This is a genomic window from Achromobacter deleyi, from assembly GCF_016127315.1.
Lineage (GTDB): Bacteria > Pseudomonadota > Gammaproteobacteria > Burkholderiales > Burkholderiaceae_B > Achromobacter > Achromobacter insuavis_A.
This window is the reverse complement of the sequence record NZ_CP065997.1, coordinates 1,446,752-1,470,628: the sequence shown is the minus strand read 5'-3', so window position 1 is coordinate 1,470,628 and position 23,877 is coordinate 1,446,752. Positions and strand designations below refer to the sequence as shown.

The 23,877-nt window shown below is 69.3% G+C and carries 23 protein-coding genes; 11 read left to right on the top strand and 12 right to left on the bottom strand.

Translation table 11 applies throughout. The annotated features are described in order from the left end of the window. Window positions 1-19: 19 nt before the first annotated feature. From I6I07_RS06640 to I6I07_RS06625, 4 genes are all read right to left on the bottom strand, one after another. A complete protein-coding gene (locus I6I07_RS06640; protein ID WP_198486070.1) occupies window positions 20-1,627 on the bottom strand; it encodes a carboxyl transferase domain-containing protein in 1,608 nt (535 codons plus the stop codon). 235 nt (window positions 1,628-1,862) lie between these two features. Further along, a complete protein-coding gene (locus I6I07_RS06635) occupies window positions 1,863-3,044 on the bottom strand; it encodes an acetyl-CoA C-acetyltransferase (protein WP_198486069.1) in 1,182 nt (393 codons plus the stop codon). A 33-nt stretch (window positions 3,045-3,077) separates the two neighbouring features. Then, window positions 3,078-4,952 carry a bifunctional isocitrate dehydrogenase kinase/phosphatase gene (gene aceK, locus I6I07_RS06630; RefSeq protein ID WP_198486068.1) on the bottom strand — a complete coding sequence of 625 codons (1,875 nt, stop codon included), beginning with the start codon at window positions 4,950-4,952 and terminating at the stop codon, window positions 3,078-3,080. A gap of 23 nt (window positions 4,953-4,975) precedes the next feature. Further along, window positions 4,976-6,154: an isovaleryl-CoA dehydrogenase gene (locus I6I07_RS06625; RefSeq protein ID WP_006392256.1), complete on the bottom strand. Its 1,179-nt coding sequence runs from the start codon at window positions 6,152-6,154 to the stop codon at window positions 4,976-4,978. 246 nt (window positions 6,155-6,400) lie between these two features. Between I6I07_RS06625 and I6I07_RS06620 the strand changes: the two genes are divergently transcribed. Then, a complete protein-coding gene (locus tag I6I07_RS06620; protein WP_061072787.1) occupies window positions 6,401-7,579 on the top strand; it encodes a M20 aminoacylase family protein in 1,179 nt (392 codons plus the stop codon). A gap of 93 nt (window positions 7,580-7,672) precedes the next feature. Next, on the top strand, window positions 7,673-8,644 hold the full coding sequence (locus I6I07_RS06615; protein WP_198486067.1) for a Bug family tripartite tricarboxylate transporter substrate binding protein: 972 nt from the start codon (window positions 7,673-7,675) through the stop codon (window positions 8,642-8,644). A 77-nt stretch (window positions 8,645-8,721) separates the two neighbouring features. On the opposite strand, the gene I6I07_RS06610 is transcribed toward I6I07_RS06615, so the two are convergent. Both I6I07_RS06610 and I6I07_RS06605 read right to left on the bottom strand, forming a co-directional pair. After that, complete coding sequence (locus tag I6I07_RS06610; RefSeq protein WP_198486066.1) at window positions 8,722-9,054, bottom strand: YnfA family protein; 333 nt, start codon at window positions 9,052-9,054, stop codon at window positions 8,722-8,724. A 7-nt stretch (window positions 9,055-9,061) separates the two neighbouring features. Next, the gene (locus I6I07_RS06605) at window positions 9,062-9,445 is read right to left on the bottom strand and encodes a MerR family transcriptional regulator (protein ID WP_198486065.1); all 384 of its coding nucleotides are present in this window, start codon (window positions 9,443-9,445) and stop codon (window positions 9,062-9,064) included. Window positions 9,446-9,518: 73 nt separating this feature from the next. Between I6I07_RS06605 and I6I07_RS06600 the strand changes: the two genes are divergently transcribed. Continuing rightward, the gene (locus I6I07_RS06600; RefSeq protein ID WP_198486064.1) at window positions 9,519-10,586 is read left to right on the top strand and encodes an MBL fold metallo-hydrolase; all 1,068 of its coding nucleotides are present in this window, start codon (window positions 9,519-9,521) and stop codon (window positions 10,584-10,586) included. A gap of 9 nt (window positions 10,587-10,595) precedes the next feature. On the opposite strand, the gene I6I07_RS06595 is transcribed toward I6I07_RS06600, so the two are convergent. Next, window positions 10,596-11,222, bottom strand: a complete 627-nt coding sequence (locus tag I6I07_RS06595) for a LysE family translocator (RefSeq protein ID WP_006392263.1) — start codon at window positions 11,220-11,222, stop codon at window positions 10,596-10,598. Window positions 11,223-11,299: 77 nt separating this feature from the next. Between I6I07_RS06595 and I6I07_RS06590 the strand changes: the two genes are divergently transcribed. After that, the gene (locus I6I07_RS06590) at window positions 11,300-11,998 is read left to right on the top strand and encodes a nitroreductase (RefSeq protein WP_198486063.1); all 699 of its coding nucleotides are present in this window, start codon (window positions 11,300-11,302) and stop codon (window positions 11,996-11,998) included. Window positions 11,999-12,081: 83 nt separating this feature from the next. Continuing rightward, complete coding sequence (metC, locus tag I6I07_RS06585) at window positions 12,082-13,275, top strand: cystathionine beta-lyase (RefSeq protein WP_420094556.1); 1,194 nt, start codon at window positions 12,082-12,084, stop codon at window positions 13,273-13,275. A 63-nt stretch (window positions 13,276-13,338) separates the two neighbouring features. Here the strand turns inward: metC and I6I07_RS06580 are convergent, their stop codons facing one another. The 5 genes from I6I07_RS06580 to argS form a co-directional block, all read right to left on the bottom strand. After that, entirely contained in the window at window positions 13,339-14,313 is a 975-nt protein-coding gene (locus I6I07_RS06580) for a hypothetical protein (RefSeq protein ID WP_198486061.1), read from the bottom strand. Further along, the gene (locus I6I07_RS06575; RefSeq protein WP_006392267.1) at window positions 14,292-15,503 is read right to left on the bottom strand and encodes an ABC transporter substrate-binding protein; all 1,212 of its coding nucleotides are present in this window, start codon (window positions 15,501-15,503) and stop codon (window positions 14,292-14,294) included. Before I6I07_RS06575 ends, I6I07_RS06580 begins: the two co-directional genes overlap by 22 nt. A gap of 161 nt (window positions 15,504-15,664) precedes the next feature. Then, window positions 15,665-16,297, bottom strand: coding sequence for a thiol:disulfide interchange protein DsbA/DsbL (locus I6I07_RS06570; RefSeq protein WP_198486060.1), 633 nt, complete (start codon window positions 16,295-16,297; stop codon window positions 15,665-15,667). 86 nt (window positions 16,298-16,383) lie between these two features. Next, window positions 16,384-17,115 (bottom strand): SPOR domain-containing protein, encoded by a 732-nt coding sequence (locus I6I07_RS06565; RefSeq protein ID WP_198486059.1) that lies wholly within the window; start codon window positions 17,113-17,115, stop codon window positions 16,384-16,386. A 9-nt stretch (window positions 17,116-17,124) separates the two neighbouring features. Further along, the gene (gene argS, locus I6I07_RS06560; protein ID WP_198486058.1) at window positions 17,125-18,810 is read right to left on the bottom strand and encodes an arginine--tRNA ligase; all 1,686 of its coding nucleotides are present in this window, start codon (window positions 18,808-18,810) and stop codon (window positions 17,125-17,127) included. A gap of 310 nt (window positions 18,811-19,120) precedes the next feature. Here argS and I6I07_RS06555 point away from each other — a divergent pair, with 310 nt between their 5' ends. From I6I07_RS06555 to I6I07_RS06530, 6 genes are all read left to right on the top strand, one after another. Beyond that, complete coding sequence (locus tag I6I07_RS06555) at window positions 19,121-19,465, top strand: DUF1840 domain-containing protein (RefSeq protein ID WP_198486057.1); 345 nt, start codon at window positions 19,121-19,123, stop codon at window positions 19,463-19,465. An 80-nt stretch (window positions 19,466-19,545) separates the two neighbouring features. Then, complete coding sequence (locus tag I6I07_RS06550; RefSeq protein WP_006386976.1) at window positions 19,546-19,863, top strand: hypothetical protein; 318 nt, start codon at window positions 19,546-19,548, stop codon at window positions 19,861-19,863. 229 nt (window positions 19,864-20,092) lie between these two features. Continuing rightward, window positions 20,093-20,551 (top strand): type III secretion system chaperone, encoded by a 459-nt coding sequence (locus I6I07_RS06545; RefSeq protein WP_198486056.1) that lies wholly within the window; start codon window positions 20,093-20,095, stop codon window positions 20,549-20,551. A 32-nt stretch (window positions 20,552-20,583) separates the two neighbouring features. After that, window positions 20,584-21,006, top strand: a complete 423-nt coding sequence (locus tag I6I07_RS06540) for a type III secretion system chaperone (RefSeq protein ID WP_198486055.1) — start codon at window positions 20,584-20,586, stop codon at window positions 21,004-21,006. 26 nt (window positions 21,007-21,032) lie between these two features. Then, a complete protein-coding gene (locus tag I6I07_RS06535; protein WP_006392274.1) occupies window positions 21,033-21,461 on the top strand; it encodes a type III secretion system chaperone in 429 nt (142 codons plus the stop codon). A 14-nt stretch (window positions 21,462-21,475) separates the two neighbouring features. After that, window positions 21,476-23,872, top strand: a complete 2,397-nt coding sequence (locus tag I6I07_RS06530; RefSeq protein ID WP_198486054.1) for a hypothetical protein — start codon at window positions 21,476-21,478, stop codon at window positions 23,870-23,872. The last annotated feature ends 5 nt before the right edge of the window (window positions 23,873-23,877 follow it).

Genomic DNA, 23,877 nt, shown 5'->3' with positions numbered 1-23,877 from the left:
GGGGAGCGCGGCGCGCGCTCTACATCCGGAAGACGCCGAAGCGCGTGTCTTCGATCGGCGCGTTCAGCGCCGCCGACAATGCCAGCCCCAGCACGCGGCGCGTGTCGGCCGGCGCGATGATGCCGTCGTCCCACAGCCGCGCGGTGGCGTAGTACGGATGGCCTTCGCGTTCGTACTGTTCGCGGATCGGCGCCTTGAAGGCGTCTTCCTCGGCGGCGGACCACTGGCCGCCGCGCGCCTCGATGCCGTCGCGCTTGACCGTGGCCAGCACGCTGGCGGCCTGCTCGCCGCCCATGACCGAGATGCGCGCGTTGGGCCACATGAACAAGAGGCGCGGCGAATAGGCGCGGCCGCACATGCCATAGTTGCCGGCGCCGAACGAGCCGCCGATCAGCACGGTGAACTTGGGCACGTTGGCGGTGGCCACCGCGGTGACCATCTTGGCGCCGTGGCGCGCGATGCCTTCGTTTTCGTACTTGCGGCCGACCATGAAGCCGGTGATGTTCTGCAGGAACACCAGCGGGATCTTGCGCTGCGCGCACAGCTCGATGAAGTGCGCGCCCTTTTGCGCCGATTCCGAGAACAGGATGCCGTTGTTGGCGACGATGCCGACCGGCATGCCGTGGATGTGGGCAAAGCCGGTCACCAGCGTGGGGCCGAAGCGCGCCTTGAATTCGTCGAACTCGGAACCGTCGACGATGCGGGCGATGACCTCGCGTACGTCATACGGCTTGCGCGTGTCGGCGGGGATGATGCCGTTCAGTTCGGCCGGGTCGTAGCGCGGCTCGCGCACCGGCACGGTGGCCAGCGGCGCGGGCTTCTGGCGGTTCAGGCGCGCCACGGCGCCGCGCGCCAGTTGCAGCGCGTGCATGTCGTTGGCGGCCAGGTGGTCGGCCACGCCCGACAGGCGCGTGTGCACATCGCCGCCGCCCAGGTCCTCGGCGCTGACTTCCTCGCCGGTGGCGGCCTTCACCAGGGGCGGGCCGCCCAGGAAGATGGTGCCCTGGTTCTTGACGATGATGGACTCGTCGCTCATGGCGGGCACGTAGGCGCCGCCGGCGGTGCACGAGCCCATCACCACCGCGATCTGCGCGATGCCCTGCGACGACATCTGCGCCTGGTTGTAGAAGATGCGGCCGAAGTGGTCGCGGTCGGGAAAGACCTCGTCCTGCTGCGGCAGGTTGGCGCCGCCGGAATCGACCAGGTAGACGCACGGCAGGCGGTTCTGCGCGGCGATCTCCTGCGCGCGCAGGTGCTTCTTGACCGTCATCGGGTAGTAGGTGCCGCCCTTGACGGTGGCGTCGTTGCAGACGATCACGCATTCGTTGCCGGCGATGCGGCCGATGCCGGTGATGACGCCCGCGCCCGGCGCGTCGCCGTCGTACATGCCGTGCGCCGCCATCGGCGACAGTTCCAGGAACGGCGAACCCGGATCAATCAGTTGCTCGACGCGGTCGCGCGGCAGCAGCTTGCCGCGCGCCACGTGCTTGGCGCGCGAGGATTCGCTGCCGCCCAGCGCGGTCTGCGCCAGCTGTTGGCTCAGGTCGTCCAGCTGCGCCTGCATGGCGCGGGCGTTGTCGGTGTAGTCCTGCGACCGCGGATTGATGCGGGATTCGATGATGGGCATGGGGTACCACCCGTCCTGCTGATTGGGATGTTGAAGGCGCTCGGGGTCGAGCGGTTTGTCTCGCCGCCCGGTGGTCCGGGCCTGGTTGTCGATGATTCTTGTTGCTTGTCCGGATTTCGTTGCGCCTCTCCCGCACGGCCCGCGACCGACCCGTCGCGGACACTGCCATGCAAGAAAGACGCAACGGAATCCGGTTCGGTAAACGGGCCGCGGCCCGTTTACCGAACATACCGCCTTAGACCATCTCGATCGCCATGGCGACGGCTTCACCGCCGCCGATGCACAGCGTGGCCACGCCGCGCTTGCCGCCGGTCTTGCGCAGCGCGCCGATCAGCGTGGTCATCAGGCGCGCGCCGGAGGCGCCGATCGGGTGGCCCAGGGCGGTGGCGCCGCCGTGGATGTTGACCTTGTCGTGCGGCAGCTTGAAGTCGGCCATGGCGGCCATGGTGACCACCGCGAAGGCTTCGTTGATCTCGTACAGGTCCACGTCCTCGGCCTTCCAGCCGGTCTTGGCGAACAGGTTCTTGAGCGCGCCGACGGGGGCGGTGGTGAACCAGTTCGGTTCCTGCGAGTGCTGGCTGTGGGCCACGATGCGGGCCAGCGGCTTGACGCCGAGCTTCTCGGCGGTGGACGCGCGCATCAGCACCATGGCGGCGGCGCCGTCGGAGATCGACGACGAGTTGGCGGCGGTGACGGTGCCGTCCTTCTTGAACGCCGGCTTGAGCGTCGGGATCTTTTCCGGCATGGCCTTGGTGGGGGCCTCGTCGGTGTCGATCACGGTGTCGCCCTTGCGGCCGGCGACCGTGACGGGGGTGATTTCCCACTTGAAGCTGCCGTCCTCGCTGGCGGCGCGGGCGCGGCGCAGCGATTCCAGCGAGAAGGCGTCCTGCTGCTCGCGGGTGAACGAGTATTTGGCGGCGCAATCCTCGGCGAACACGCCCATGGCCTTGCCCTTGTCGTAGGCGTCTTCCAGGCCGTCCAGCGCCATGTGGTCATAGATGGTGCTGTGGCCGTAGCGGTAGCCCTGGCGGCCCTTGAGCATCAGGTAGGGCGCATTGCTCATGCTTTCCTGGCCGCCGGCGACGACGATGTTGGCCGAACCCGCGGCCAGCAGGTCATGGCCGAACATGGCGGCCTTCAGGCCCGAACCGCACACCTTGTGGACGGTGGTGCACGCCACGCCCAGCGGCAGGCCCGCGCCCAGCGCGGCCTGGCGCGCCGGGGCCTGGCCCTGGCCGGCCTGCAGCACGTTGCCCATGATGACTTCTTCGATCTGCTCGGGCTTGACGCCGGCGCGTTCGACGGCCGCCTTGATGGCGATCGCGCCGAGTTCATGCGCGGCCAGGCCGGACAGGCTGCCGAGCATGCCACCCATGGGCGTGCGGGCGACGGAAACGATAACGATGGGGTCTGACATGACTAGCTCCTGTGAGGGTCGGGACAGCGTCTTTTACGAGGCCGCGCCGGCGGGTGCCGGGCGCAGGCGCCTGTCCGTATCGTAAGGGAAAAATTCTTCGATCCGGCCTTGCGCCACGTGGGCGCGACAGGCCTGCCACCATTCCGGTTCCAGCAGGTCGGCATGGTGGCGCAGGAAGGCGCCGCGCACGCGCGCGTCGCCCAGCAGGAAACGGCCGAACTCCTCGGGGAAGACGTCGTTCGGTCCGACCGCATACCAGGGTTCCGACGCCATTTCCGCCTCCTCGTTGGGGGCGGGCGGAATCCGTCGGAAATTCATTTCGGTCATGCGCTGGATCTCGTCGTAGTCGTAGAACACGACCCGGCCCAGCCGCGTCACGCCGAAGTTCTTGTAGAGCATGTCGCCGGGGAAGATGTTGGCCGCGGCCAGCTGGCGGATGGCGTCGCCGTACTCGCGCACGGCCGGTTCCAGCAGCGCGTCAGGCGCCTGGCTCAGATACAGGTTCAGCGGCGTCATGCGCCGCTCGATGTAGACGTGGCGGATGACCACCGTGTCCCCGGTTTCCTCGATCAGGCTGGGCACCAGCCGCCGCAGTTCGTCCAGCAGCTGCGGCGCGAAGCGGGCCCGCGGCAGCGCCACCTGCGAGTATTCCCAGGTGTCGGCCATGCGGCCCACGCGGTCGTGCAGCTTGACCATCTGGTACTTGCGCCGCACGGTGGCGTGGTCCATGCCGTCCTTGTCGATGCGGTCCTTGATCAGCTTGAACACATAGGGATAGGACGGCAGCGTGAACACGCACATCACCATGCCCTTGATGCCGGGCGCGATGTCGAAGGCGTCGCGCGAATGCGCCAGGTGGTGCAGGAAGTCGCGGTAGAACAGCGTCTTGCCCTGCTTCTGCAGGCCGATCATGGTGTACAGCTCGGCCTTGGGCTTGCGCGGCAGCAGGCTGGCCAGGAAGTTGACCACCGCGGCCGGCGTTTCCATGTCGACCAGGAAATAGGCCCGGGTGAAGCTGAACAGCGTGCTCAGGTCGTCCGACCCCAGCAGCAGCGCGTCCAGGTTCACCTGGCCGGCCGGGTTGCGCGTGAGCGCCACGGCGAAGGGGTAGACGGTGCCCTGGTTGATCAGGCGGCCGACGATGTAGGCGCCCTTGTTGCGAAAGAACAGCGAGCCCAGCGCGTGCACCTGGCAGTCGCTGGCGATGCGGCGGCCGACGTGGCGCGGCAACTGCCGGCGCAACTGCCCGATCGCGGCGCGCGCCAGCAGGCGGGTATCGCGCGGCAGGTCCTCGAACGGCAGCGCCAGGCCGAACTCGGCCACCATGCGGATCAGGCTCTTCTGCAGCCCCTCGGTCACCGGGTAATAGACCCGGTACGACGGCATGCGGCTGTCCAGGTAGTCGGTGGCCACGGCCGGCCGCACGAACAGGAAATCGTTGTGGAAATAATCGCGGTGCAGCAGCCGGCACGACACCGAGTTGAAGAAGGTCTCGGCGCATTCGGGCTGGCGGTGCTCGCCCAGCAGCCCGACGAATTCCTGCTTGATCTGCTGCCAGTAGGCGGTCTGCGTCTCGGTCGGCGCCGGGTGGGCGGCGCCGTTGGCGCCATCGGCGCCATTGCCGCCATGGGCGCCGACCGCGCCCTCGGGCCGCCCGCGCAGCACGCCCTCGAGCTGGCTGGCGCACTCGCGCACCCGCATGTCGTAGTACTCGATGCGTTCGCGCGACAGGCGCTGGATGCCGTGCCAGTCGCCCGATTCGAACAGCGCCTTGGCGCGCTGCGCGCTATAGCGGAACAGCGCGTAGTGGCGGTCGAAGCCGGCCAGGATGCGGCGCGCGACGTCCAGCGGCGAGGGGCCCTGCGCGGGCGCCTGCTCGATGTGCTGGACGTCGGACGTGCGGATCATGGCAAACGACTTCCGGGGTGGACTCAGGCCGTCTCGGCGAACAACTCGCGGCCGATCAGCATGCGGCGGATCTCGCTGGTGCCCGCGCCGATTTCATACAGCTTGGCGTCGCGCCACAGACGGCCCACCGGGTACTCGTTGATGTAGCCGTTGCCGCCCAGGATCTGCACGCCCTCGCCGGCCATCCAGGTGGCCTTCTCGGCGGTGTACAGGATCAGCGCGGCGCAGTCCTTGCGCACCTGGCGCACGTGCTCGGCGCCGAGGCGGTCGAGGTTCTTGCCGACCTGGTAGCAGAAGGCGCGGCTGGCCTGCAGCGTGGTGTACAGGTCGGCGACCTTGCCCTGGATCAGCTGGAATTCACCGATGGCCTGGCCGAACTGCTTGCGGTCATGGATGTACGGCACCACCACGTCCATCACGGCCTGCATGATGCCGACCGGGCCGCCGGACAGCACGGCGCGCTCGTAGTCCAGGCCGCTCATCAGCACCTTGACGCCGCCGTTGACCTGGCCCAGCACGTTTTCCTCGGGGATCTCGCAATCCTGGAACACCAGTTCGCCGGTGTGGCTGCCGCGCATGCCGAGCTTGTCCAGCTTCTGCGCCACCGAGAAGCCCTTGAAGCCCTTTTCCACCAGGAACGCGGTGATGCCGCGCTGGTGCGCCTCGGGGTCGGTCTTGGCGTAGACCACCAGGGTGTCGGCGTCGGGGCCGTTGGTGATCCACATCTTGGTGCCGTTGAGCACGTAGCGGTCGCCCTTCTTTTCGGCGCGCAGTTTCATGCTGACCACGTCCGAGCCGGCGCCCGGTTCGCTCATGGCCAGCGCGCCGACGTGCTCGCCGGAGATCAGCTTGGGCAGGTATTTGGCCTTCTGGGCCGGGGTGCCGTTGCGGTTGATCTGGTTGACGCACAGGTTCGAGTGGGCGCCATAGGACAGGCCGATCGAGGCGCTGGCGCGGGAGATTTCCTCCATCGCCACCATGTGGGCCAGGTAGCCCATGTTGGCGCCGCCGTACTCTTCGCTGGCCGTCATGCCCAGCACGCCCAGGTCGCCGAATTTGCGCCAGAGGTCCATGGGGAACTGGTCGCTGCGGTCGACTTCGGCGGCGCGCGGCGCGATCTCGGCCTGCGCGAAAGTGCGCACGGCGTCGCGCAGCATGTCCAGGTCTTCGCCCAGATCGAAGTTCAGGCCAGGAAGGTTCATCGCTGTCTCCGTGATAGTGGGTACTTACATTCTTATGGGCGCAAGGGACCGCGCCGGATCTCGCCGCGTGGCCCCATGATGCGCTGATCGACGCAGGCTACGCAATGATGCACCGCAAATATTACGTTTACGTAAACGTAAATGAGAGTCGGGTTTTCCCTAGGCAAATGTTTGCGTCCCCGGGGAAGCGCGCTGGGTACTATTCCCCGGGTCCTTGAAACTTGAAATTTTGTTACGGAGTAAGCGGTGTCCGACCTGGCCAATCTCGACGATATTGTGGCGCTGCGGCGCGACCTGCACGCCCATCCCGAGCTCTGCTACGAAGAGCACCGCACCGCCAAGGTGGTGGCCGACGCGCTGCGCGGCTGGGGCATCGAGACCCACACCGGCATCGCCAAGACCGGCGTGGTCGGCGTCATCAAGCGTGGCGCTTCCCCCCGCGCCATCATGCTGCGCGCCGACATGGACGCCCTGCCGATGCAGGAAGAGAACCAGTTCGAGCACCGCTCGCGCCACGACGGCAAGATGCACGGCTGCGGCCACGATGGCCACACCGCCATGCTGCTGGCCGCCGCGCGCCACCTGCAGCAGGAAGGCGGCTTCGACGGCACCGTCTATTTCTGTTTCCAGCCGGCCGAGGAAGGCGGCGCCGGCGGCCGCGCCATGATCCAGGACGGCCTGTTCGACCGCTTTCCCTGCGAAGCCGTGTTCGGCATGCACAACTGGCCGGGCCTGGAAGCCGGCTCGTTCGGCGTCTGCGCCGGGCCGATGATGGCGTCCGCCAACGGCTTCAAGATCACCGTGCGCGGCAAGGGCGGCCACGCCGCCGCGCCGCACGATTGCGCCGACCCGGTGCCGGCGCTGTTCGCCATCGGCCAGTCGCTGCAGACCATCCTGACGCGCAGCAAGCGCCCGCTGGACGCCGCCGTGCTGTCCATCACCCAGGTGCAGGCCGGCGGCAGCGTCATCAACGTGATCCCGGGCAGCGCCTGGCTGGGCGGCTCGGTGCGCGCCTACAGCACCGACGTGGTCGACCTGATCGAGCGCCGCATGCACGAGATCGCCGGCAGCATCGCCGCCGCCCACGGCTGCGAGGCCGAGGTCTACTTCGAGCGCCGCTACCCGGCGCTGATCAACACGCCCGCCGAGACCGAGTTCTGCATGGAGGTCATGCGCGAGGTGGCCGGCGCCGACCACGCCCGCGTGATCGAGCCGGTGATGGCCTCGGAGGACTTCGCCTTTTTGCTGCAGGCCAAGCCCGGCTGCTACGTGTTCCTGGGCAACGGCGACGGCGACCACCGCATGGCCGGCCACGGCCTGGGCCCCTGCATGCTGCACAACACCAGCTACGACTTCAATGATGCCCTGATCGCGCCGGGCGCGAGCTACTGGGTGCGCCTGGCGCAGCGCTACCTGGCCGGCTGATTGCGCGCGGCCGCCGCCACGACGAGTTTTCCTTTTGCTTTACCCGTTTCACGCATTACCTGACGCAGTGCTACGCAACACCACAAGGAAGCTATGAAAAAGAAGATGCTGTTCACGGCCGCGGGGGCGGCCCTGGCAATCATGACGGGCGGCGCCGCGCTGGCGCAGGGCTGGCCCGCCAAGCCCATCACCCTGGTCGTGCCCTACACCGCCGGCGGCAGCGCCGACGCGATCGGGCGCCGCCTGGGCGACGTGCTGCGCAAGGAGGCCAACGCCACCGTCATCGTCGAAAACAAACCCGGCGCGGGCGCCTCGGTCGGCACCGACTTCGTGGCGCGCGCCCAGCCGGACGGCACTACCCTGCTGCTGGCCTCGACCAGCCCGCTGACCATCTTCCCGCACCTGGCCAAGACCAACTACGACCCGATGAAGGACCTGACGCCGGTGGCCAGCGTGGCCGTGGCGCCCGTGGCCATCGTCGCCACCAAGGCGCTGCCGGTGAAGGACTTCGCCGGCCTGATCGACTACGCCAAGTCGCACCCGGACGGCGTGCGCTACGGCACGCCGGGCCAGGGCACCGTGGCCCACATCGGCATGGCGGCGCTGACCACGCAGACCGGCACCAAGATGCTGCACGTGCCCTACCGCGGCAACAGCCAGGCGCTGACCGACGGCCTGGGCGGCGTGGTCGAGCTGCTGGTGGTCAACACCGACGTGGTGCTGCCGCATGTGGCCAGCGGCGCGCTCAAGCCGCTGGCGGTGATGGCGCCCGAGCGCCTGGCCGCCTGGCCCGACGTGCCCACCATGGCCGAACTGAAGCTGCCGCAGGCGCAGTACTTCTCGAACTTCGGTATCTTCGCGCCGGCCAACCTGCCGCCGGCGGTGTCGGGCCCGCTGCAGGCCGCGCTGGCCAAGGCCGTGGCCAGCCCCGAGTTCAAGGAACTGCTGGCCAAGTCCTACCTGCAGCCGGGCACCGCGTCCGGCGACGCCTTCGTCAAGCAGGTGCAGGCCGAATACGCCAGCAACGCCCGCATCATCAAGGAAGGCAACATCAAGGCGGAATGACGCCGCGAGACGGGTCGCGCCATGCGAATCGGGCACGGAGTCGGGAGGGCCGACTTCCGGTTATCCGCGGCAAGCGCTCAGGCGGTCTTCGGCCCGAACATGATGACCAGCATTCCCGCCAGGCACAGGCCCACGCCGACGTAGTCGCTGACGCTGGGCCGCACGCCGTCGACCGCCCACAGCCACAGCAGCGCCATGCCGATGTACACGCCGCCGTAGGCCGCATACACGCGGCCGGACGCGGTCGGGTGCAGCGTCAGCAGCCAGGCGAACAGGGCCAGGCTGACGGCGGCCGGCGCCAGCAGCCAGATGGAATAGCCACGGCGCAGCCACAGGTACGGCAGGTAGCAGCCAACGATCTCGGCCAGCGCGGTCAGGACGAACAGCGCGACGGTTTGCAGCATGCCCATGGTTCGGTCAGGCCCGCTGCTGCGCCAGCAGATCGTGGCACTGGCGTTCCTGTATCGCGATCTCCTGCAGCGTATCCTCGATGTCGCGGCGCTGCTGTTCCAGCGTGGCGCGGTGCTGGGCCAGCACCGCCAGGTACTGGCGCAACTGCACCTCGGTGTCGCCGGGGCCGTCGTACATGTCGATCAGCGTCAGGATCTCCGACAGCTGCAGGCCCAGGCGCTTGCCGCGCAGGGCCAGCTTCAGGCGCGTGCGGTCGCGCGGCCCGAAGATGCGGTTGCGGCCCTCGCGCGCCGGGCTGACGATCCCCTGGTCTTCATAGAAGCGGATCGTGCGGGGCGTGACGTCGAACTCGCGGGCGAGCTCGGAGATGGTCCAGGTTGACGGGGACATGCGACGTGTGGCAGTTTACGTAAACGTAAATTATGATGACTTGACGCGATCGTCAAGCGTGGAGAGCGAGGCAATGAACCCCAACGAACAGAAGCTGCAGTATCCCTGGGCCGATTTTCAGCCCGAAGCCGGCCGGGCCCACCAGGTGGCCGAGGGCGTCAAATGGATCCGCATGCCGCTGCCGTTCGCGCTGGATCATATCAATCTCTGGCTGCTGCGTGATCGCATCGACGGCCGCGACGGCTGGACCATCGTCGACTGTGGCATCTCGCGCGACGAGGTCAAGGCGCTGTGGGAGCAGGTATTCGAGAACGAACTGGAAGGCCTGCCGGTGCTGCGCGTGATCGTCACCCACATGCACCCCGACCATATCGGCCTGGCCTACTGGCTGTGCGAACGCTGGGATGCGCGGTTGTGGATGACCATGACCGACTTCATGGTCGCGTCGCTGTGGTCTTCGCGCCGCAATGACGCCGGCGCCGGTCCCGGCGGCCAGTCGGCGGTCGACCACTTCGCCCGCCACGGCCTGACCGACCCGGACGCGCAGGAACAGATCCGCCAGCGCGCCAACTACTTCCCCAACCTGGTGCCGGCCGTACCCGCGCGCTACACCCGCATCATGCATGGCGACGGCGTGCGCATCGGCGCGCGCGACTGGCGCGTCATCGTCGGCTACGGCCACGCGCCCGAGCACGCTTCGCTGCATTCGCCCGACCTGGGCGTGCTGATCTCCGGCGACATGGTGCTGCCGCGCATCTCCACCAATGTCAGCGTGTTCGACTACGAGCCCGACGCCAATCCGCTGCCGCTGTACCTGCGCTCGCTCGACGGTTATGCCGACGTGCCGCGCGACACGCTGGTGCTGCCGTCGCATGGCCGGCCGTTCAAGGGCCTGCACGAACGCATCGCGCAGCAGCACGAGCACCACCGCGACCGCCTGGCCGAAGTACTGGAGGCCTGTACCGCCGGGCCGCAATCGACCTCGGACATCGTGCCGGTGCTGTTCAAGCGCAAGCTCGACCTGCACCAGCTGACCTTCGCCATGGGCGAGGCGCTGGCGCACCTGCATGCGCTGTATTTCGAAGGCAAGTTGACGCGCGCCACGGGCGCGGACGGCATCGTCCGCTTCAAGGCGGCCTGACGCCGCTCGCTAGCGCGTGGCCGTCGCCAGCCGCACGGCCAGCCCCACGAACACCAGCGCCGCGACGCGGTTGAGCCAGCGCTTGGCCGTGACCGAGCGCTGCAGCAGTTCGCCGAACGCGCCCGAGAAGAAGGCGATGGCGCCGAACACCAGCAGCGTGGCCAGCATGAACACCGCGCCCAGCTGTACCGTCTGCCAGCCCACCGAACCCAGCTTGGGCGAGGTGAACTGCGGCAGGAAGGCGAAGAAGAACAGCAGCACCTTGGGATTAGTCAGGTTCATGACGATGCCGCGGCGATACAGCGCGGACGTCTTCATCGGCGCTGGCCTTTCGCCGTCCTCGGCATGCACCGGCGCCCGCAGGATCTGCCAGGCCAGGTACGCCAGATAGGCCGCGCCCGCCAGCTTCAGCACCGTGAAGGCCACCGGCGAAGCGGCGAACACGGCGGCCAGCCCCAGCGCCACCGCGGCGGTGTGGCCCAGCAGCCCGGTGCACAGTCCCAGCACCACGAACAGCCCGGCCTTGCGGCCCCAGATGGCCGACTGCATCAGCACGAACAGGTTGTCGGGCCCGGGCGTCAAGGCCAGCAATACGGCAATGCCGAAGAATGCGATCAGGGAATCGAGGGGCAGCATGGGGTCTCGCCAGGGTCGGGCGGCGCCTTGCGCGCCGGCAATCAAGTGGCATCATACGAGGAAACCAAGGAGACACCATGCCCGCCGTACCGCAAGCGCCCGCCGCGCGTCCCGATGCCGCGCTCGAAGACTGGCTGCGTACCCGCCACAGCTGCCGCGCCTTCCTGCCCGAGCCGGTGCCGCGCGCCACCATCGAACGCATCCTGACGCTGGCGCAGCGCACGGCGTCGTGGTGCAACTGCCAGCCGTGGCAGGTGACGGTGGCCTCGGGCGACGGCGCGCGGCGCCTGAGCCAGGCCCTGGTGGCACGCGCCGGGCAATCCGGCTTCACGCCCGATTTTCCGTTCCCGCGCGAGTACCAGGGCGACTACCTGGCGCGGCGCCGGGAGTCCGGCTTCCAGTTGTACGGCGCGGTGGGCGTGGCGCGCGGCGACCGCGAGGCCTACCGCCGCCAGGAGCTGCGCAACTTCCAGCTGTTCGACGCGCCGCACGTGGCCGTCATCACCACCGACGAGGCGCTGGGCGAATACGGCGCCATCGACTGCGGCGGCTATGTCGCCAATTTCCTGCTGGCGGCGCAGGCCAACGGCGTGGCCACGGTGGCCCAGGCCTCGCTGGCGATGTATCCCGAGGTGCTGCGCGAGATCCTGGGCATCGATGCCGACCGCCGCGTGGTCTGCGCGATCTCGTTCGGCTACGCGGATGCCGCGCATCCGGCCAACAGTTATCGCACCAGCCGCGCCGACTTGGATGCGGCGGTGCGCTGGATCGACTGACACCGCGCCCGGGGGCGCGACATTCCGGCGCGTTCCTGCTAGGGTTCGGATTCCCGACAATACGCAAGCACTCCCTCTTGAAGATGGCTACCAAACACATCGATACGGTTTTGCAGCACGCGGGCACCGCCCCGTTCAACCCCGAGACGGGCACGGCGCCGGTGCCGCTGCCGCCGATGCGGGCCAGCACGGTGCGCTTCGAGAACCTGGCGGCGCTGGAAAAAGCCCAGCGCACCAAGGCGGCCGGTGGCCGCGCCACCACCTATGGCCGCATGGGCATGGACACGCACGCGGCGCTGGAGCAGGTCTTCGCGCAGCTCGAGGGCGGCACCCATGCCTACCTGGCGCCGTCCGGCCTGTCGGCCATGACGATGGTGATGCTGGCGCTGTGCTCGGCCGGCGACCACGCCCTGATCTCCGATTGCGTCTACGGCCCGATGCGCGAGCTCGACGATGCCGTGCTCAAGCGCATGAACATCTCGATCACCTACTTCGCCGCCGGCGAGGACCTGGACGCGCTGGTGCAGCCCAACACCAGGCTGCTGTACGTGGAATCGCCCGGCTCGCTGCTGTTCGAGATGCTGGACATGGGCGCCATGGCCGCCATCGCGCAACGCCACGGCCTGGTGCTGGCCACCGACAACACCTGGGGCTCGGGCTACATCTATCGGCCGCTGACGCTGGGCGCGCAGGTGTCGGTGATCGCCGGCACCAAGTACGTGGGCGGCCATTCCGACCTGATGTTGGGCGCGGTGGTCACCAATGACGAAGCCATCGCCAGGAAACTGAACCGCACCCAGTACGCGATGGGTTATTCCATCAGCGCCGACGATGCCTGGCTGGCGCTGCGCGGCGTGCGCACCATGCCGATCCGCATGGCGCAACACGCCCGCCACGCGCTGCAAGTGTGCGAATTCTTCAAGGGCCGTGCCGAGACCGTGCGCCTGTTCCACCCCGCCTGGCCGCAGGATCCGGGCCATGCGCTGTGGCAGCGCGACTGCACCGGCTCCAACGGCATGCTGTCGGTCGAACTGCGCCTGTCGCCGGCCGCCGCGCGCGTGTTCGTGGACGAGCTGGAACTGTTCGGCATCGGCTTCTCGTGGGGCGGCTACGAAAGCCTGGTGCAGCTGGTGTCGCCCAGGGACCTGTCGCACCACCGCTATTGGGGCGAGGGCCAGAACGCACTGGTGCGCCTGCACATCGGCCTGGAGTCGCCGCAGGACATCATTGCCGACCTGACCCAGGCGCTGGAAAAGGCCGCTGCCGTCAAGGGCTGACGCGGGGCGGCCAACCCGAGGGAACGCCGGCCCTGGCAAGGGCCGGCCGCCTGTCAGGCCGCCTCAGGCGTTGGCGCGGATCCACGCGCCGATGCGCGCGGCGATGTCGTCGCTGTTGTCGTCCATCATCGGCAGGTGCGAATTGCCGCGGATGCCCATGTCGGCCAGGCGCCAGCGGGTCACGCGGCCGCCCTGCGCCGCCAGGCGGTCAGCGTAGGCCTGCCCGGCCGCATCCAGCTTGGCCCATAGCGGCGTGGCGTCGAGATAATCGCCATAGACGAACAGGAAGGGCTTGTCCGTCACCGCGGCCGGGTCCACTTGCTGCGAGAAGCCCGACGGCTCGATGCCGATAACGCCGCGCACCAGGTCCGGACGCGCCTGCAGCGCGCGGTAGGCCACTTCGCCGCCATGGCTGTGCGCCAGCACCAGGCACGGGCCGATGCGTTCCAGCGCGGCGCACAAGCCCGCCAGCGCCGCATCGTTGTTGCCCAGCCAGCGCGGCACCGCGTGGCGGATGAAGTCGTCGAAGGCCGCCAGCGGAAAGCGCTGGCCGTCGAAGGCCCGGCGCCGCGCGTAATCCTCGGCGCGGCCGAGACGGAACAGCGACCAGCTTTCCTCGGCGTTGCGCACGATGGGGGCATCCGGCCAGACTTCCTCGAACGGCGTCCAGCCGGCGCGGCCGCGCTCGACGTTGTCGACCACATAGACCGCGTGTCCCTGCCGCACGAAGTGCTGCAGCCAGCCGCGCCGCCCGTCCGGCGTCTGTTCCCACATGGCGCCGGTCATGCCGCCGCCATGCAGCAGCGCCAGCGGCAGCGGATGGCGGCGCTCGGCCGGAATGAAGAACTGCACGTAGGCCTGTTCGACGTGATACAGCCCGTTGGGGTCGTACGACAGCGAGGCGGTCTTGGTGAAGGCGATCTCGCGCACCGGGCGGCCGCTGATGCGCGCCTGCCGCCCGCCCGCGTAGAAGCTGCCGAAATCGGCCAGCGCCAGGGGGGCTACTTCCAGGGGGCCTACTTCTTGACCAGCGGACATTGGCTTTCCGACAGGGGCCAGGCGAGCGAGTCGCCGGGAATGGTGCGCACGATGTTGTAGTAGTCCCAGGGCGCCTTGGACTGGTCGGGCGATTTCACTTGCGCCAGCATCATGTCGCGCACCACCAGGCCGTCCTCGCGGATGTGCGCGTTCAGGCTGAAGGGGTCGTCGATCGGCATCGACTTCATCTTCGCCATCACCGCGTCTGAATCGGTCGTGCCGGCCGCCTGCACCGCGCGCAGGTAATGGCGCACCGAGCTGTAGACGCCGGCCTGCAGGAAGGTGGGCGGGCGGCCCAGGCGGGCCTCGAACTTCTTGCTGAAGGCGCGGGTGCCGTCGTTCATGTCCCAATAGGACGGCACCGTCAGGTAGGTGTGCTGCGCGGCCTGCAGGCCCAGGCTGTGCACGTCGGTCAGCAGCAACAGCATCGCCGCCAGCTTCTGGCCGCCGCTGGAGATGCCGAATTCGGCCGCCTGCTTGATCGCCGAGATGGTGTCGCCGCCGGCATTGGCGACGGCGATGATCTGCGCCTTGGAGGCCTGCGCCTGCAGCAGGAACGAGGCGAAGTCCGAGGCGTTGAGCGGATGGAACACCGTGCCCACGACCTCGCCGCCATTGGCCTTGACCACGGTCTCGGTATCGGCGGCCAGCTGCTTGCCGAAGGCGTAGTCGGACGCCAGGATGAACCAGCGCTTGTTGCCTTCCTTGACCACGGCGGTGGCCGTGCCGCGCGACAGCGCGTAGGTGGTGTAGGTCCACTGCACGCCATAGGGCGAGCATTGCGCCTGCGTCAGCGCGGTGGTGCCGGGGCTGGAGAACAGCACCAGTTTTTTCTTTTCGCGCGCGATGCCCTGCACCGCCAGCGCCACCGACGAATTGGGCACGTCCACCACCACGTCGACGCCGTCGGTGTCGTACCACTTGCGCACCATGCTGCTGCCGATGTCGGGCCGGTGCTGGTGGTCGCCGGACACCAGCGACACCGGCTTGCCGAGCACGCTGCCGCCGAGTTCCTCGATCGCCAGGCGGGCCGCCTCGACCGAGCCGCGCCCGGTGGCGTCGGCGGTGACGCCCGCCATGTCGGTCAGGACGCCGATCTTGACGCCGTCGGCGTCATTGGCGTGCGCGGTCATGCCGGCCAGCGCCAGGCATGCGCCCAGCGCCGCGCGGCGCAGGAATTGCTGTCTCATGTCTTCCACCCTTGTGAGCCGCGCATGGCGGCGAATTATTGTGGAAGGAAGTGTAGCCCGCGCCGGGCGCTTTGCCGTGGGGGCGGGTCTTGGGGATGACCCCATGAAAAACGCCCCGGCCTGGCGGCTCGGGGCGTCTCGATATCAGGCGTTGCGCGGGATTACTTGCCGCGGGCCATCGGGATCAGCTGGTTCACTTCCTTGATGGCGCCTTCATAGCTGTTGCCCGCCATGACCGGCGAGGTCATGAACTTGCCGCCCACGGCGAACGACGGCGTGCCGTCGATGCGGTAGGCCTCGGCCAGCTGGTTGGCGCGCTGCACCTGGGTCTGGACGCTGAACGAGTCGAACACCGAATCGAACTTGGCGCGGTCCACGCCTTGCGCGGCGGCCCACTCGCCCATGGCCTTCTTGTCGATCAGGCGCTTGTGCTCGCCGTGGATGGCGGTGAAGACCTTGGCGTGCAGGTCGGGGCGATCCAGGGCCAGCAGCGTGTAGTACAGCTGTTGCAGCGGCTTCATGCCGGCGTTGAAGGCGATCGGCACCTGCTTGAGCACGACGTCGTCGGGCTTGGTCTTGGCCCAGTCCTCGACCATGGGTTCCATGGCGGCGCAGTGGGGGCAGGTGTAGGCGAAGAATTCCAGGACCTCGATCTTGCCCGGGGTGTCCGACGGCAGCGGCGGATTGATCGGCACGTAGGCCTGGGCGCCCTGGGCGTGGCTGACCGGGCTGAAGAACGCGGTGGCGGTCAGCGCGGCGGCTGCCAGAATGCGGATGAGCTTGGGGGACAGCATGATGGGATGAGGTTCCTGAACAAAGAGGTTACAGACAGGGCCAGGCCCGGATTAGTTCAATCAAAAACCATGATGGGGGCGCCGTGTTACTGGCGCACCACCGCCGTTTCAATCTTGTTTTCGCCGAGGCGGCCACGGGCGCGGTTCATGTCGTCCAGGCGGGCGAACGGACCCACGCGCACGCGGTTGATCGGCTTGCCGTTGACCTCGGCCTTCTGCACCGCCACCGGCAGGCCCAGCAGGATGATGCGGGCCTTGAGCGACTCGGCGTCGTCCTGGCCGCGGAAGGCGCCGGCCTGCAGGTAGTACGAGCCACTGGCCGACGCCGTCGGGGCGGCGCTGGCGACCGGCGCCTTGGCCGCGGGCGCCGGGCTCGGCGCCATCTTGGCGATGGGCGTGGGCGGCGCGCTGGCGGCCGGCGCGGGCGCCGGGGTCGCGGCCGGCGCGGCGGCGGGGGTGTTGTTGGAGGTCGGCAGGGTGGCGATCAGCGCGCCCAGGTCGTCAGGCTTGCGCGACGGCTCGGTGCCGGCGCCCGGCAGCGGCGCCGGCGCCGTGGCGGTCGGGCCGGTGGGCGACGAACCCGCGGCGCCGTCGCGGCCATACAGGCCGGCGTTGGGGTCCGGCGCCTGGCGCGGGTCGGGCAGCTTGCCGGCGTCGCCCTGGCGGGTGGCGCGATCGACGAAGGGCACGGGCGCCTTGGTGACGTAGAACGCCACGACGGCGGCCACGATCAATCCGAGGAGCAGACCGGCGAGCGCCCCGTACAGGGTGCTGCCGCTTTCGCCTGACCGGCGGGTGGGTTTGCGCTTGGTGGCCATGTACCGATGTTACATCCGCTCGGGGGCGGACACGCCCATCAACGCCATGCCGTTGGCCAGCACCTGGCGCGTGGTCGCGGCCAGGCGCAGGCGCGCCAGCTTGAGCGCGGTGTCGTCGACCAGCACGCGTTCGGCGTTGTACCAGGCATGGAAGTCCGACGCGCAGTCACGCAGCCAGAAGGCGATGTGGTGCGGCGCCAGTTCCTGGGCGGCCAGCGCCACCACGTGGGGGAATTCGGCCAGGCGCTGCATCAGCGCGAATTCGCTCGGGGCGGTCAACAGGGACGTATCGGCCGCGGCCACGTCCGCCGCCGGCATGGCGGCGTTGTTGATGACCGAGCAGATGCGCGCGTGGGCGTACTGGATGTAATAGACCGGGTTCTCGTCGCTCTTGGACAGCGCCAGGTCGACGTCGAACACGAATTCGGTGTCGGCGCGGCGCTGGATCAGGAAGTAGCGCACGGCGTCGCGGCCGACCCAGTCGATCAGGTCGCGCATGGTCACGTAGCTGCCGGCGCGCTTGGAGATCTTGACCTCCTGGCCGCCGCGCATCACCTTGACCATCTTGTGCAGCACGTACGACGGGTAGTCCTTGGGGATGCCTTCTTCCAGCGCCTGCAGGCCGGCGCGCACGCGCGCCACGGTGCCGTGGTGGTCGCTGCCCTGGATGTTCACGGCGCGGTGGAAGCCGCGTTCCCACTTGGCCTTGTGGTAGGCCACGTCCGGCACGAAATAGGTGTAGCCGCCCTCGCTCTTGCGCATGACGCGGTCTTTGTCGTCGCCCGTGCCCAGTTCGGTGGTGCGCAGCCACAGCGCGCCGCCTTCTTCATAGGTATGGCCGCCGGCGACCAGCGCCTTGACGGTGGCCTCGACCCGGCCCGAGGTGTACAGCGAGCTTTCCAGGTAGTAGTTGTCGAACTTCAGTCCGAACGCCTGCAGGTCCAGGTCTTGCTCGCGGCGCAGGTAGGCCACGGCGAAGGCGCGGATGTCGTCCAGGCTGTCGATGTTGCCGGTGGCGGTGACGGGCTCGCCGTCCGAGGCCTGCAGGGTCTTGCCGGCCTGGAAGTCGCGGGCGATGTCGACGATGTAGTCGCCCTTGTAGCCGTCGGCGGGCCACTCGGGCGAGTCGGTCGTCAAGCCGCGGGCGCGCGCCTGCACGCTGATGGCCAGGTTCTCGATCTGGTTGCCGGCGTCGTTGTAGTAGAACTCGCGGGTCACGTCCCAGCCGATGGCGTCGTACAGGCGGCACAGGGCGTCGCCCAGGGCGGCCTGGCGGGCGTGGCCGACGTGCAGCGGGCCGGTGGGGTTGGCGGACACGAATTCCACCAGGATCTTCTCGCCGCTGCGGGGCGAGCGGCCGAAGGCCTCGCCCTGTTCGGCCACGGCCGTGATGACGGCCTGGCGGGCGGCGGCGGTGACGCGCAGGTTGATGAAGCCGGGACCGGCGATTTCAGCGCTTTCCACCAGATCGCGGGCGCCGGGCTGCGCCAGCAGCGCCTCGACGATGGCCTGGGCCAGTTCGCGCGGGTTGCGCTTGGCCGGCTTGGCCAGCTGCATGGCCACGTTGGTGGCGACGTCGCCGTGGGCGGCGACCTTGGGGCGCTCCAGCAGCACGGTGGCTCGGGCGTCGGGCAGGCTCTGCGCAACCGCGGCCTGGATCAGGGAAATAAGCTGTTTTTGTTGCTCGGGGAGCATGGGCGTCTGGAGAAGTTCTGGGTGGGTGACGAAGGCGTCGGGCCGGGGGCGCGTACGGGCCCGCCGGCGGCGCCAGGGGGCGGGATCGGGCCGGCGGGCGCGCCGCTCGGGGCACGACCGCGCCTGGGCGCCGGATTCTCGGCCGCCGCGGCGTCTGCCGTCACGGGAATCTCCTGAATCATAGCTTGATTTGGCGGCCGCCACCGGGCGCGGCCCCCGCCCCGGCATGGCCCGCCGCGGGGGCCAGTTGGCATCCCCTGGGCGTTGCGGTAGTGTATGGAAGGTATTCAATAGTGAGGGAGACCGGAATATGCTGATTACATTTCACTCCAAGGTCGTGGCCGAAGTCCTGATGCTGACCGACCACGCCGGCATCCTGCTGCAGGCGGCGGGCAAGTCCTTCGGCGACAAGATCCCCGAGCGCGGCGTTTTCACCGCCGACCAGCTCGGCCCGGCCATCCAGGGCATCGAGCGGGCCATCGAGGAGTCCCAGGGCAGCCACGACGAGGACGAGGAAGACGAGGACAAGGCGCCCGTGGCCCCCATGGCGCGCGCGGTCGGCCTGAAGGAACGCGCCTTCCCCTTGCTGGACATGATGCGCCAGTCGCAGGCCGCCGGCGCCGAGGTCACCTGGGAAGTCTCCCGCGGCTGGTAGGCAATGTCGCCGGACGGACAATCTGCCCGGCGATTTTTCCCTACCCTTTGCGGCTGACGCCATTTCAAGGAATCCCTGCCATGCGCAGCGACATCACCATCGTTTTCGACACCCGGCGTTCGCTGGACCTGTCGGCCAACGTCGAACCCAGCCCGCAGCGCCAGAACGACGCCCGCGACTGGTTCGACGGCGCCTGGGAAACCCTGGGCTGTGAACCCCTGCGCCCGAGCGGCAAGGTGCTGCTGCTGGACAAGGTGCTGGGCGTGGCCGACGCGCTGGGCTACGACATCCTGTCCACCGACGCCAAGGAAGCCCGCGAGTTCGCCGAGCACCTGGCGCTGGCGCTGGAGCGCCCGCGCATCACCGTGGACCTGCCCGGCCTGACGGTCGGTTACTGACCGGGCGGCGCCCGCCGCCCCGTCCCCGAAGCCGGATCCGATCCCGAATCCGGCTTTTTCTTTGGGCGCTTCGCGGCCGCGCACTGGCCCCAACCCAACCCGCCCGCTCCGCCGCGTCCGCTGTCACGGAACCATTCCGGCCTGCCCGTTACTCATGGGCGAGGGTGGCCTCGCGCCATCCGCCGATCATCCCCCCCGCCGATCATCCCCTTTACGCGGAAGCCGTGACATGAGCCAGGATCGTTATCTCGCCCTGTTGGACGCCTACGCGCGCCGCCGTCCGGCCCATGCCGACGTGGCGCGGACACAGGCCGTCGTCATCGGCGGGCGCGCCATCAGCCTGTGGTTCGAGCCCGCCGGGCCCGACCGCCCTGCCGATGACGGCCGGCTGCTGTGCCGCGCCGACGTGGCGCGCTTTCCTGCCGGTGTCCCGGTGGCGGTCTGCCGGCTGCTGCTGCGGGCGGACAACCTGTGGGCCGGCACGCATGGCGCCACGCTGGGCCTGCGCGGCGACGACACCGTGATGCTCAGCGCGGCGCGGCGCATCGGTTCCCTGACCGCCGCCACGCTGGACGCCCTGCTGGCCAGTCTCTGCGTCGACGCCCAGACCTGGGCCGCGCAACTGACGCGGCCCGCGTCGCCGCCCGCCACGGACGCCGGCGCCGCCATGCTGCATCTGCGCGCCTGATCCCGCCAACCCCGCGCTGGAGCCCTACGCCCATGTCCGAAGCACGCTATCACGCCGCCCTGGCCGACCTCGCCATCCATATCGGCGTCGATGCGCCGGCGCTGGCCGACCGCCAGGAACTCGTCATCGACGGCGCCGCCATCGCCTTGGCGTATGTCGACGACGGCCTGGGCGGCGCCATGCAGGGCGCCTGCCGCGTCGGCGCGCAACCGCTGCCGGCCGAGCCGCCCGCGGGCCTGCTGCCGTTGCTATTGCAGGCCAACACCCTCGGTCCCGCCACCCGCGGCGCCACCCTCGGCCTGCAGCAATCGGGCCATCTGGTGCTGGCCAGCCGCCAGCCGCTGGATCTGCCGCCCGAGCGCCTGGCGCAAGCCTGGCGCGACCTGGCCGAGGCCTCGAGCGCCTGGGCAACCGCCATCGACCAAGGGCTGGGTCACCCCGCCGGTCCCCGCTGAATCCGCTTTGCGACAGGAGCCTTCCCATGTCCCGCTATGAAACGCTGCTCGAAGACTACGCGCGCCTCGCCGGCCTGTCGCCGGTCGAGGATTTCCTGGCCAACCAGGAACTGGTCATCGCCGACATCGTGGTCGGCCTGTCCGTCGAAGGCGATGCCGACGCCGGTGACATCGCCTTCTTCGCCACGCTGGGACGGCCGGCTCCGCAGGTCGCGCGCGACAGGCTGCTGCAGCTGATGCTCGAAGCCAACGCCCTGTGGGTGGGCACGGGCGGCTGCACGCTCGGCCTGCAGGCGGGCACCGGGGTCGTGGTGCTGTGCGCCCGTGCGCCGCTGGCCCTGTGCGACGCGCCGGCGCTGGCCGCCGCGCTGGATGCCTTTGCCGATGTCGGGCTGCTGTGGCGCGACGTGGTGCAGGGCCGCGTCACGCCTGAACTGCCGCAACTCGCCGCCTGACCGGGAGCGCCGCCATGTTCATCAATCCCAATGCCGGCCGCGTGGCCGGTGGCGAGCTGCCCCCTCCGCAGGACAACGCGACCGGCAAGACCGCCGGGACGCAGGCGTCGCCCCAACCCGGCCAGGGCGGGCTGCAAGGCACGATGGTGGCCGTCGGCGAAGGCGGCACCAGCGCGTTGCGCGAGGACGCGGCGCAGAGCCGGGGTTGGTTCAGCGGCGCGCTGTCGGCCTTCTGGGAGGCCGCCGAGGCGTTCACCTTTGCCATGCACGGTGACCCCGTCGATGACGACGCCGAGGTGCGCGCCGACGGCGGCGCCGGTGACGAGGTCCGCACCGACACCGAGGACGATGACACGCTGACCGAGGTGGATGACGGCGAAGACGAGTTCTTCGATTGCGACGACGATGGCGTCGCCGCCTACAACGCCCGCCAACTGGAACGGCAGGCGCTGCCGGACGGGCCGGTCGGATCGACGGGGCCGTCCTCGCTGGACGACGTGGAGATCCTGCCGCTGTCCGCGCTGCTGGGAGACATCGGCGATCCGGGCCTGAATGTCGAGACCGGATCCACGCCGGCCCGCGAGGCCGTCGCGCAGCAGACGCAACAGCAGCAGGACGGCATCCTGAGCCGCATGATGGCCCTGGGCGGCAACGCGCTCGGCGCGGTGACGTCGACCGTGGCCAGCACCGTGTCGACGGTGGCGAGCACGGTCCGCGCCTATCTGCCGGGTGGCGGCACGCCAGTGGCCGAAGGCTCCGGCGTCGCGCCCAGCCAGACCGTCTCCGAGCGCAACCTGGCGCGCGCCGGCGAGGTCGCCGGCAAGATCGACCTGGAAATGGCCAAGCTCAACGAGCAACTGCGCCGCATGGGCGGCGACGCGCTGCGCGTGCCCGATGGCGAGCGGCTGAATGCGCCGACGCTGTCGAACTGGGACACGCTGTCGCGTTGGAACCACCAGGCGCGCGGCGCCATGTCGGCCGGGCTGACCACGCTGGGATGGACCACCGCGGCGGTGGCGATCCCGACGGCCACCAGCATCGTCACCTCGCCGATGGGGTGGACCCCGACCGGCATCGGTATCAACGCCACCGCCGTGCTCGGCGGCGCCTACCTGGGCCTGACCGCGCTGCGCGACTTCCCCGAATTGGCGACCAATCGGGGGGCGCTCAGCCTGGTCGAAAGCACCCTGCAATCGCTGCAACCGCAGTTCAAGGAACTGGACAACCTGATCGCGCAGGAACAGTCGCGCCAGACCGCCACCGATCGCACCCTGCTGGTGTCGCTGGAACGCGCGCCGCGCATGGACGCGCTGCAACGCGAACTGGCGCAAGTGGGCGAGGCGCTCAAGACCGCGCCATCGGATGCCGCGCAAGGCACCGCCCTGCGCCATCCGGTCGCCCTGGGCGATGGCCAGGCGCGCGCGCAGACGCTGGGCCTGGCGGCGCGGGCCAAGTCGGCGTTCCAGTCCTTTTTCGGTTCGATCGCGCGCGGGCTGTCCAGCGTCGGCCGCTTCCTGTCCGACCTGCCCAACGTGCCGGGGCGGCTGCTGGAGCGGCGCGCCGCGGGCAAGAGCGAGCTGGCCTACACCCAGGGGGCCGGCCGTGCCGCGCTCGGCCTGCTGGCGTCGCCGCGCGACGGCGGCATCGTGCGTGATGGCATCGATGTACGGGTGATGCAGCGCGCCACCGACGCCGGCGCCTCGCAAGGGCTGGCCGACGTGCGCCGCCAGATGCACATCGGCGAGAATCTCACGCAGGCCCTGCGCGCCAATGGCCAGCCGGCCTTCGGCGCCGTCGCGGTGGGCGAAGGCATCCAGCAGGTCGCGGTCACCGCCAACCTGACCACGGCGCGCGCCATGGCCTGGTATTTCGCCGCCGCGGCTGAAGGCGGCAACGGCCAGGATCCGGCCGTCACCCGCAACGCCGACGGCAGCCTGTCGGTGGCCGACCCGGACCGCAAGCTGTACAGCTTCCTGATGCATGCGCCGTCGGCCTATACCGGCGCCATGGCCGGCGACAGCGGCGGCGAGCCGGGCCGCCTGACGCTGGATGATCACCGGCGCGGTTTTCCCGAGGGCGCGCGCGGCATGCAGTTCGAGACGGCGCTGGATGCGCGGGGCGGCACCGAATTGCGCGTCCGCTTCGTCGCGGACCGGGCGCAGCCGGTGTTCAACCCGCTGGCCAACGAGCACGATGTGCTGCTGTCCATGTACCAGGCCCTGCACAGCCCGGCGCAGGCGGGCGAGCGGCAGGCGGATTTCTCCGGCTGGTCGCGCCAGCAGCTGGAGGCGCACCAGTCGTCGCTGCAGGCCTCCTTGCAGCGCGAGGCCAGCCTGATGGCCGGCGACCAGCAGCAGGTGCGCGACCTGCAGGGTTGGCAGAACCCGGCCTTCCTGGCGGGCCGGGCCTAGCGCCT